Here is an 8,582-nt window from a genome sequence, read left to right on the forward strand (position 1 = left end):
AACTCGCGATGATCATGCCGGTGGTGCTGGCCGTCATCCTGCTCGTCGTGCAGTTCGCCCTGTGGTTCCACGGCCGCCAGGTGGCCGACGCCGCCGCCCGGGAAGGCGCCCGCCTCGCCCGGGTCGACACCGACTCCTGGGAGAGCGACGCCAGGGAGCGGGCCGACGAGGTGCTCAAGGCCGTCGGCCCGAAGCTTCTCGACGGCGCCACCGTCACAACCTGGGAGGAGGGCGACCAGCGAGGCGTCGAGATCACCGCCACGGCGGTCCAGGTCGTCCCGCTGCTGCCGTCCACGACGTTCACCATCACCTCGCGTTTCGGCGGACCCGTCGAGTGCTTCCGACCCGACGACGGGAGTGAAGGATGCCCATGACCTTCCCGGCCCCGTCCCGCCCCGGACGAGGACCCGGGTGCGCGCGGCGCGGCGGCGAGCGCGAGCCCGGTGGCGGGTGCGCGCGGTGCGGCGGCGACCCCGGACATGGACGCGGATGTGGCGACGGCGGACCCGGACGCGGACGCGGCGATGGCAGGCGCGGCGGCGAGCGCGGATCGCTGACGGCCGAGACGGTGATGCTGGCCCCGGTCTTCCTGCTGTTCATGCTCTTCCTGGTCGGCGCGGGACGGCTGGTGGAGGCCCAGGGCGAGGTCAACGGCGCGGCCAGGGACGCGGCCAGGGCGGCCTCGGTCGAGCGCACCCTGTCCGACGCCGAGGACGCCGCCGACAGGGCGGCGAAGGAGTCGCTGTCGGGTGAGTGCGAGCCCGAGGTGAGCCTGGCGGGCACGGACTGGAAGGAGGGCGCGCTGGTCAGGGTCGAGGTGACCTGCTCGCTGGACCTGGGCTTCCTCGGCTTCGGCGCCGCCAAGGAGATGAAGGGCGACTCGGTGGTCCCGCTGGAGCAGTTCCGGAGGGTCGAATGAGCCCTTCCGGCGGCGGGGAGCCGACCTCGCGGGCTTCCCGTGGCTCCGCGGCCGGGGAGCGGGGGTCGATGTCGGTCTTCACGGTGATCTTCTCGGTGGCGGTCTTCCTGCTGGCCGGGCTCCTGGTCGACGGCGGGGCCGCCATCAACTCCCGGCTGCGGGCCGCCGACATCGCCGAGCAGGCGGCTCGGGCGGCCGCCGACCAGATCGACGTCGAACACCTCCGCGCCACCGGCCAGGCCCGCCTGCTGGAGGAGGGTACGGCCTGTGCCAAGGCCGAGGAGGTCGTCTCCGCCCACGCCACCGACGACGTCCAGCTCGCCGAGTGCACGGTCGGCGGCGGCCAGGCCGAGGTCACCGTACGGGTCTCGGTGTCGTGGAAGGCCTTCTTCCTGGCCGCCTTCGGCTTCCCCGGCTCCGAGACGGAGGCCGAGGCCACCGCCGGTCCCGACACGGGGGAGGACGTCTGATGGCCCGGTGCGGCCGGGGCGGTCCCGGCGGACGGGAAGGGCCGCGCCGAATGCCCTAGACCAATTGCCGCGAACCACTGGCTGAGCGGGTGACGGACGACGAATCTGAACGGGGAGGGAGACGCATGCCCACGCGACAGCCCATGCGCATCAGGCCCAGGCGCACCGCGGGTGACCTGTTCGCCGGACTCGGCGCGCTGGTCGTGCTGGCCGCGCTCCTGGGCGGGGTCCCCTACGCCCTGCTCCGGCTGGCCGGGCCGCCGCTCCCGCCCGAGCTGCTCGACATCGACCTGCTGTCCAGCCCGGTCGGCACGGGCACGATCGTGGCGATCCTCGTGCTGCTGGTCTGGCTGGCGTGGCTGCAGCTGACCGTCTGCGTGATCGTCGAGGTCTACGCCGGGCTGCGGCGGGTCGGCATGCCGGCCAGGGTCCCGCTCTCCGGGGGCACCCAGGTCCTGGCCAACCGGCTGGTCTCGGCGGTGCTGGTGCTGTTCACCATGTCGGCGGTGGTCGTGCCGATCGCGAAGGCGGGGGGCACGCCGGCCGCCGGCCCCGCCGTCGCCTCCGTCGCGCTGTCCGCGCCGGTCGCCGAGGAGCGGGCGCCGCTGGTGCCGGTGGAGAAGGCCAAGAAGGTCTACGTGGTGCAGCCGCCGCACGGGCGCCACCACGAGAGCCTGTGGGAGATCGCGGAGAAGTGCCTGGGCGACGGGCGGCGCTATCCGGAGATCTACCGGCTCAACCAGCACAAGGAGCAGCCCGACGGCAGCCGTCTCCACATGGCCGACCTGATCAGGCCCGGCTGGGTGCTGGACATGCCGGCCGACGCCAGGAACATCCACCTCGTCCCGGCCGCCCAGCCCCGCGACGCCACCCTGAAGGAGCACCCCGGCAAGCCGGCGGAGCTCGACGGCCGCACCCGGACCTTCACCCCGGGCCGCGCGGATCTCCCGATGGAGTCCCGGCCGGAGGTCTCCCGGCCCTCGGACACCTCCGTCGTCCCCGGCGACGGCAGGACCGACCCCGCCGAGACGCGCCGGACTCCCTCGGACACCTCCCGGCGGTCCCCGCAGGAGACCGCCACCGGGCGGGAGTCCCACGCGGCCGACGACTCCGGCCGCACCGGACGGCAGGCATCGGAGGGCGGCACCGGGCGCGACCCCTCCGTGGCCGCCGACCCCGGCGGCCGGGCCGGGCAGGACTCCGGGCTGGAGATGCTCGACTACCTGGCGGTGACCTCGCTGGCGGCGGCCGGACTGCTGGCGGCACTCGGCCGCCGGCGCAGGCGGCAGCTGTGGTACCGGGCGTTCGGGCACCGGATCGCCCGGCCGAGGGGCGACGCGGCCCAGGCCGAGCTCGCGCTCCGGCTGGGCGCCGACGCGCCGGGCAGCCGGATGCTGGACATCGGGCTGCGGCTCCTGGGCAGGTCCCTCGCGGCCCAGAACCGCGTCCCGCCCACGATCTACGCCGCGCACCTGTCCCCGCACACCCTCGACCTGTGGATTCACCCGCCCGACCTCGACGCCCCCGCGCCCTGGGCCGCCCACGACGGCGGCCAGGTGTGGCGGCTGCCGGCCCACGAGGGCCGGATGCTCGACGAACAGGAGCTCGCCGGGGCGCCCGCGCCGTACCCGGGCCTGGTCTCGCTGGGGACCAACGGTGAGGGCCGGGTGCTCGTCGACCTTGAGGCGGCCCACGGGCTGATCAGCCTCAAGGGCCCCCAGAGCACCGCCGCCCTCGCCGCGCTCGCGGTGGAGCTGGCCACCAACCGCTGGTCGGACCGGATGCTCATCACGCTCGTCGGTTTCGGGGAGGAGCTCGCCGTGATCGCCCCCGACCGCGTCCGCTGCGTGGGCGGCCTCGCCGAGCTCCTGCCCGAGCTGGAGGCCACGGCCGAGGAACGCGACCCCGGCGGCGAGGTGCTCACCGGCCGGATCCACGGCCGCGCGGCCGACCCGATCTGGCCGCCGCACTACGTGCTGTCCGCGGTGGTCCCGAGCGCGGAGGAGGGCCGCCGCCTGGCGGTGCTCGCCAGGAAGGGCGTCCGGACGGCCGCCGGGTACGTCGTCGCGGGTGACGTCCCGCACGCCACCTGGAACTGGGAGATCACCGAGGACGGCCGGGCCACGGTGGACGCGCTCGGGTTCGAGGTGGCCGCGCAGCTCCTGCCCCGCCGCCACTACCGGGCCCTGATCGACCTGTTCCACACAGCCGGGCGGCTCGCCGGGGAGCCGCTGCCCGACGAGCGGGAGCCGGTCCCGCAGACGCCCTCCATCGAGGTGCGGATCCTCGGGCCGGTCGAGATCACCGGCCCGCCGCCGATGGAGGAGGGCCGGGCCGTGCTCGCCGTCGAGCTCGTCGTCTACCTGGCGACCCACCCGGGGGGCGTCCACCCGGTCGTGCTCGGCGGGATCCTCTGGCCGAGGGGCGTGCAGTCGGTGGTCCGGGACGCCACGATCGCCCGGGTCGTCGACTGGCTGGGCGTCGACAGCGCCGGGCGGCCCAACCTCTACGCCGACGAGTCGGGGCGGCTCCGTCTCGGGCCCGAGGTGAGGACCGACTGGATGCTCTTCCGCGAGTTCGTCCGCCGGTCGCACGCGGACCCCGCCGTGCGCGCCGTACTCCTGGAGAGGGCCCTGAACCTCGTGCGCGGCCCGCTGCTGAACGGGCGTCCGCGCGGCCGGTACTCCTGGCTGGCCGCCGACGACCTGGAGTACGACGTGACCGCCGGTGTCGCGGACGCCGCCCACCGGCTCTGCGAGATACGGCTGGCGGACGGCGAGGCCGCCCAGGCCGTCGTGGCGGCGCGGGCCGGGCTGCTGCTGGCCGCCGACGACGAGGGGCTCTGGCGGGACCTGCTGCGGGCCACCCACCTGACCGGCGACCCGGGCCGCCTGCGGGCCGTGGCCGAGGCCCTGCACCGGCGGGCCGGCTCCCACCCCGGCGGCGGCGGGATGGCGCCGGAGACGGAGGCGCTCATCGACGAGCTGCTGCCCTCGTGGCGGATGCGTTCGGCGCCGTCGGCATGACCGGGTCAGCGGGCCCGGAGCCCGAGGCGGACGCCGTGACGGGTCAGAGGTCGAGTGGCGTGTCCGAGGCGCCGCCGGGCCGGAGGTCGAGCGACGCGCCTGGGGTGACGTCCGGCCGGAGGCCGAGCGACGTGTCCGAGGTGACGTCCGGCCGGAGGTCGAGCGACGCGCCTGGGGAGACGCCGGGCCGGCGGTCGGGTGGGGCGCGCGCGACCACGCCGATCCGCGCGTGTCGGTGGTCGCGGTCGCGGGGCGCTTTCAGCGTGATCGGCGTGCGCGCGGTGGTCGCGCTGGCCCTGCTCGTGCCGGTGGGCTGTTCCTCACCGGCACCCCGGCCGTTCACCCCCGACGACCTGCCGGTCGGCGACCCGAGCTCCGCACAGCAGGCCGTTCCCACTCCGAGGGTGGAGACGGTCGAGGTCTCGCCCGGCGTCCGCGTGGTGGTCGAGTGGCCCGCCGTGGCCGACCGGGACACCACCGGGATGATCGATGCCTTCCGCGACTACCGCGCCGGATCGTTCAAGTCGGTCGTCACCGGCGGCCAGGACACCGCCTATCTGGAGACGGTTCAGGACGGCGCGAGTTCGGACGCCTACCGGTGGGTCAGGGAGTTCCTGGATCAGCGCCGGTCGGTGCGCGGCACCTCCCGGCTGTACGCGCTGAACGTCGTCTCGGTCACCGGGCGCGGGGCGGAGCTCCACGGATGCGTCGACGAGACGGGGATGCGGCTGCTGGACGCGGAGACCGGGAAGGCGGTCCGCAGGCAGCCCGACTGGACCAGGAAGCCCTTCCTCCAGGTCGCCGGGCTCCGGCGGGGCGACGACGGGGTCTGGCGGATCAAGCTGCTGCGTCACGCGGAACTTCCCAGCGAACGTGCGAAGGGATGTCTTCGATGATCATGAATGTGGTCGTTGCGGGAGTGTTGCTGCTGGCCTCCGGGGGTGACGACCCGGGGGGCAGCGGCGGCGAGGGCTTCCAGGACGGCCGTACGGCAGGGGTCCGCCTGGAGAACTCCAAGATCATCATTACCGGGACCGGGATCGGCGGCAAGAGCGACGGCTACCGGATCAAGCGCCCGTGCTGGTACGAACCCGACAAGAGCGCCACCGAGAAGCTGCAGCAGCAGGAGGACCTGCGGGCTCTGTGGTTCCGCTACACCCCGAACGCCACCGAGGAGAAGTACCAGAAGTTCCTCAAGCAGTTCAAGGACAAGGCCGGCAAGGAGGGCCGCTGGTGGGCGCCCGCCTACAACGGGGCCGACCCCGACGGGCTGTCCTGCTGGAACGGCCTGGACCCCTTCGTGTGGGTGCCGCCCGGCACGACCCCGCCCAGCGGGATCACGATCGCCGAGCTCGTCGAGATCGCCCGCGCCGCGCTGACCGTGCCCGAGCCGAAGATCCAGCTCAACCCGGACGCCAAGAGCTACGTGAACCTGCCGACCTGGGTCTGGCTGGGCGACGCCGGCCAGACCAGCCGGTCGGTGACGGCCACGATCCCGGGCTTCATGAGCGCGACCGTGACCGCCGACCTGAAGAACATAAAGATCGACCCGGGGACCGGCGACGATCGCGCGAAGAAGGCCGAGGAGGGCTGCGGCCAGACCGGCACGCCGTACGCCAAGGGCAAGAAGTTCACCTGCGGCGTCACCTACCTGCGTGCCTCGGCGGACCAGCCGCGCGACGTCTACACCCTGACCGTCACCTCCGTCTGGGAGGTCGGGGTGCAGGACAATGTGGTGCCCTTCGCCTACGACCCCATCCAGGCCGCCGCCACCCGCGACGTCGAGGTGGGCGAGGTCCAGAGCACCGTCAGGAAGGGGACGCCCTGAGCGCCGTCACCCGGACGGGCCTGCGCCGGGCCCGCCGGTGACTACAGCACGCTGGTCTGGGCGAGGGCCTTCTCGTGGGTGAGCAGCCACTGCTTGACCGGCGTGCCGTAGTAGTAGCCGCCGAAGCCGCCGGCGGACGGCAGGATGCGGTGGCACGGGACGAACGGCGCGATCAGGTTCTGCGCGCACGCCGCCCCCGCCGCCCTGGCGGCCGTCCTGGGCAGCCCCGCCCGCTCGGCCAGCTCGGCGTAGCCGATCGTGGTCCCCGCCGGGACCTCCCGCAGGGCCGTCAGGAGCCGCTGCCGCGTGGGCGTGCCCGGCTGGGTCAGCGCGACGCCGTCGAGGGCCGTCAGCTCCCCGTCCAGATAGTCCCGTACGGCCTGCGCCGGGTGGCCCAGGTCCTCCACCCGGCGCAGGCCGTACGCCTGGAGGCGGGCCGGGAGCCGCAGGAACATCTGGTGCGGGTCGGCGGTGAAACCCGCGGCGACGACGAGTCCCTCGTGCGAGAGCAGCGCCAGCGGGCCGGTGGGCGTGGGGAGGACCTGTGCCTCGATCACTGTGAACTCCATAGGTGCAGCGCGGCGTAGGCCCGCCAGGGCCGCCACCGCTCGATGTGGTCTTCGGGGATGCCCAGGCACGCCATGGCCCGCCGCAGCACGAGGTCTCCCGCGGGCCACGCGTCCGGGTCGCGCAGTGCCCGCAGCGCGATGTAGCTGGCCGTCCACGGCCCGATGCCCGGCACCTCCAGCAGCCGGGCCACGGCCTCTCCGGGTTCCTGCGCCCCGTCCAGGTCGATCTCGCCGTCCGCCGCCTTCGCGGCGAGCGCCTTCAGCGTGACCACCCGCCGCCCGGTCAGCCCGAGTCCGCCGAGGTCGGCCTCCAGGAGCTCCCCGGGGGTGGGGAACAGGTGGGTGAACCCCTCCGCCTCGACGGGGCGGCCGGCCCGGCCCACGATACGGCCGAGGATGGTGCGGGCGCCGGCGACGGAGATCTGCTGGCCGACCACGGCGCGGACGGCCACCTCGAAGCCGTCCCACGCGCCGGGGACCCGCAGGCCGGGGCGGGCCGCGACGAGGGGAGCCAGGGAGGTCTCCCCGAGGGCGTGCGCGATGGCCTCGGGGTCGGCGTCGAGGTCGAGGAGGCGGCGGCACCGGGCGACGACGCGGGCCAGGTGGCGGGTGTCGTCGAGGCTGACCTCCAGCCGGACGTCACCGGGTCCCGGGGTGAGGGTGACCGTGCCGCCGGGGACGGCCCTGCTGTAGCCCGTCTCGTCGACGCGCTCCAGCCCGGGGATCGCCCGCCCCTGCAGGAATCGCAGCAGCGTCCGCGCCTCGTACGGCGCGCGCCGGTGCAGCCGGAGCGTCAGCGAGTTGTCGGTGACGGCCCGGCCCGCGGTGGCCCGCAGCTCGCCGGGGGTGAAGCCGTAGGTCTCCTTCATGGTCGCGTTGAACTGCCGTACGCTCCCGAACCCCGACGCGAACGCCACGTCGGTGATCGACAGTCCGGTCTCGGTCAGCAGTTGCTTGGCCAGCAGCAGCCGCTTGGTCCTGGCCACGGCGAGCGGTCCGACGCCGATCTCGGTGGTGAACAGCCGGTGCAGGTGCCGCTCGGTGATGTGCAGCCGCCCGGCCAGCCTCGCCACCCCGCCGTCGTCGGCCACGCCCTCGTCGATCAGCCGGAGCGCGCGGCCGATCAGCTCGCCGCGGTGGTCCCAGCCGGGGTCTCCGGGGCTGAGCTCGGGCCGGCACCGCTTGCAGGGCCGGAAACCGGCCGCCTCGGCGGAGGCCGCGTGCCGGTAGAAGCGCACGTTGCGGGAGGCGGGCGTGCGCGCCGGGCAGATGGGACGGCAGTAGATGTGCGTGGAGGTGACCGCTGTGTAGAACCGCCCGTCGAACCGGGCGTCCCGGGCGCTCACCGCTCGGTAACAGGAATCGAAGTCAAGCTCTTTCACGGACACAGCAACGACGTTATCCGCAGCGCAGAGCATGCGGCTGGCGGGAATCGGACGTGATCGTCAGGCGGCCGTCACTTGGAGGAGACGCCGACCCCGATCTCGAACTCCCGGTAGACGCGGGCCCAGAAACCGTCGCGGAGCCAGACGCGGGCCTCGGGATAGGGGCGCAGGGAGTGGCCGAGCTCCTTCTCCGCCTCGATCAGCAGCTCGGTGTCGATGACGGTGGGGAGGATCGGGCCGGGGAGCAGGTCGCGGATGTTGTCGCGGCCGCGGGTGAGGATCCATTTCTGGGCCACGTGCTCGCCGACCTCCTCGACCCGGGGGCGGCTGGGGCCGAGCTTGGTGATCTGGCCGACGGGGGCCTTGGGTTTGATCGCGGCCGGAG

The 8,582-nt window shown here is 74.1% G+C and carries 8 protein-coding genes and 1 pseudogene; 6 read left to right on the forward strand and 3 right to left on the reverse strand.

Annotation, left to right across the window (positions count from 1 at the left end; genetic code table 11):
• The 6 genes from CA984_RS40305 to CA984_RS40335 form a co-directional block, all read left to right on the forward strand.
• Positions 1–374 (forward strand): TadE family protein (locus tag CA984_RS40305; protein WP_108724685.1); only part of this gene is annotated, 374 nt, incomplete at its 5' end.
• The gene (locus CA984_RS48945; RefSeq protein ID WP_278249097.1) at positions 371–919 is read left to right on the forward strand and encodes a TadE/TadG family type IV pilus assembly protein; all 549 of its coding nucleotides are present in this window, start codon (positions 371–373) and stop codon (positions 917–919) included. The genes CA984_RS40305 and CA984_RS48945, both read left to right, overlap by 4 nt.
• 68 nt (positions 920–987) lie before the next feature.
• Positions 988–1,389: a pilus assembly protein TadG-related protein gene (locus tag CA984_RS40315; RefSeq protein WP_242676444.1), complete on the forward strand. Its 402-nt coding sequence runs from the start codon at positions 988–990 to the stop codon at positions 1,387–1,389.
• A gap of 125 nt (positions 1,390–1,514) precedes the next feature.
• On the forward strand, positions 1,515–4,415 hold the full coding sequence (locus CA984_RS40320; protein ID WP_086578623.1) for a hypothetical protein: 2,901 nt from the start codon (positions 1,515–1,517) through the stop codon (positions 4,413–4,415).
• Between the two features lie 272 nt (positions 4,416–4,687).
• The gene (locus CA984_RS40330; protein WP_086578625.1) at positions 4,688–5,311 is read left to right on the forward strand and encodes a hypothetical protein; all 624 of its coding nucleotides are present in this window, start codon (positions 4,688–4,690) and stop codon (positions 5,309–5,311) included.
• Between the two features lie 2 nt (positions 5,312–5,313).
• Positions 5,314–6,243 (forward strand): hypothetical protein, encoded by a 930-nt coding sequence (locus tag CA984_RS40335; RefSeq protein WP_242676445.1) that lies wholly within the window; start codon positions 5,314–5,316, stop codon positions 6,241–6,243.
• A 41-nt stretch (positions 6,244–6,284) separates the two neighbouring features.
• On the opposite strand, the gene CA984_RS40340 is transcribed toward CA984_RS40335, so the two are convergent.
• From CA984_RS40340 to CA984_RS40350, 3 genes and pseudogenes are all read right to left on the reverse strand, one after another.
• Positions 6,285–6,800, reverse strand: a complete 516-nt coding sequence (locus tag CA984_RS40340) for a methylated-DNA--[protein]-cysteine S-methyltransferase (RefSeq protein ID WP_086578627.1) — start codon at positions 6,798–6,800, stop codon at positions 6,285–6,287.
• A complete protein-coding gene (locus CA984_RS40345) occupies positions 6,797–8,200 on the reverse strand; it encodes an AlkA N-terminal domain-containing protein (protein ID WP_086578628.1) in 1,404 nt (467 codons plus the stop codon). Before CA984_RS40345 ends, CA984_RS40340 begins: the two co-directional genes overlap by 4 nt.
• A gap of 68 nt (positions 8,201–8,268) precedes the next feature.
• Positions 8,269–8,582 (reverse strand): annotated as a pseudogene (locus CA984_RS40350) (NYN domain-containing protein); the annotation flags it as partial.

This window comes from Streptosporangium minutum, from assembly GCF_002149035.1.
Lineage (GTDB): Bacteria > Actinomycetota > Actinomycetes > Streptosporangiales > Streptosporangiaceae > Streptosporangium > Streptosporangium minutum.

Excerpts from the sequence above, each read along its gene's own strand:
- CA984_RS40315 (WP_242676444.1), top strand. The coding sequence starts at position 988 with ATGTCGGTCTTCACGGTGATCTTCTCGGTGGCGGTCTTCCTGCTGGCC.
- CA984_RS40335 (WP_242676445.1), top strand. The coding sequence starts at position 5,314 with ATGAATGTGGTCGTTGCGGGAGTGTTGCTGCTGGCCTCCGGGGGTGAC.
- CA984_RS40320 (WP_086578623.1), top strand. The coding sequence starts at position 1,515 with ATGCCCACGCGACAGCCCATGCGCATCAGGCCCAGGCGCACCGCGGGT.
- CA984_RS48945 (WP_278249097.1), top strand. The coding sequence starts at position 371 with ATGACCTTCCCGGCCCCGTCCCGCCCCGGACGAGGACCCGGGTGCGCG.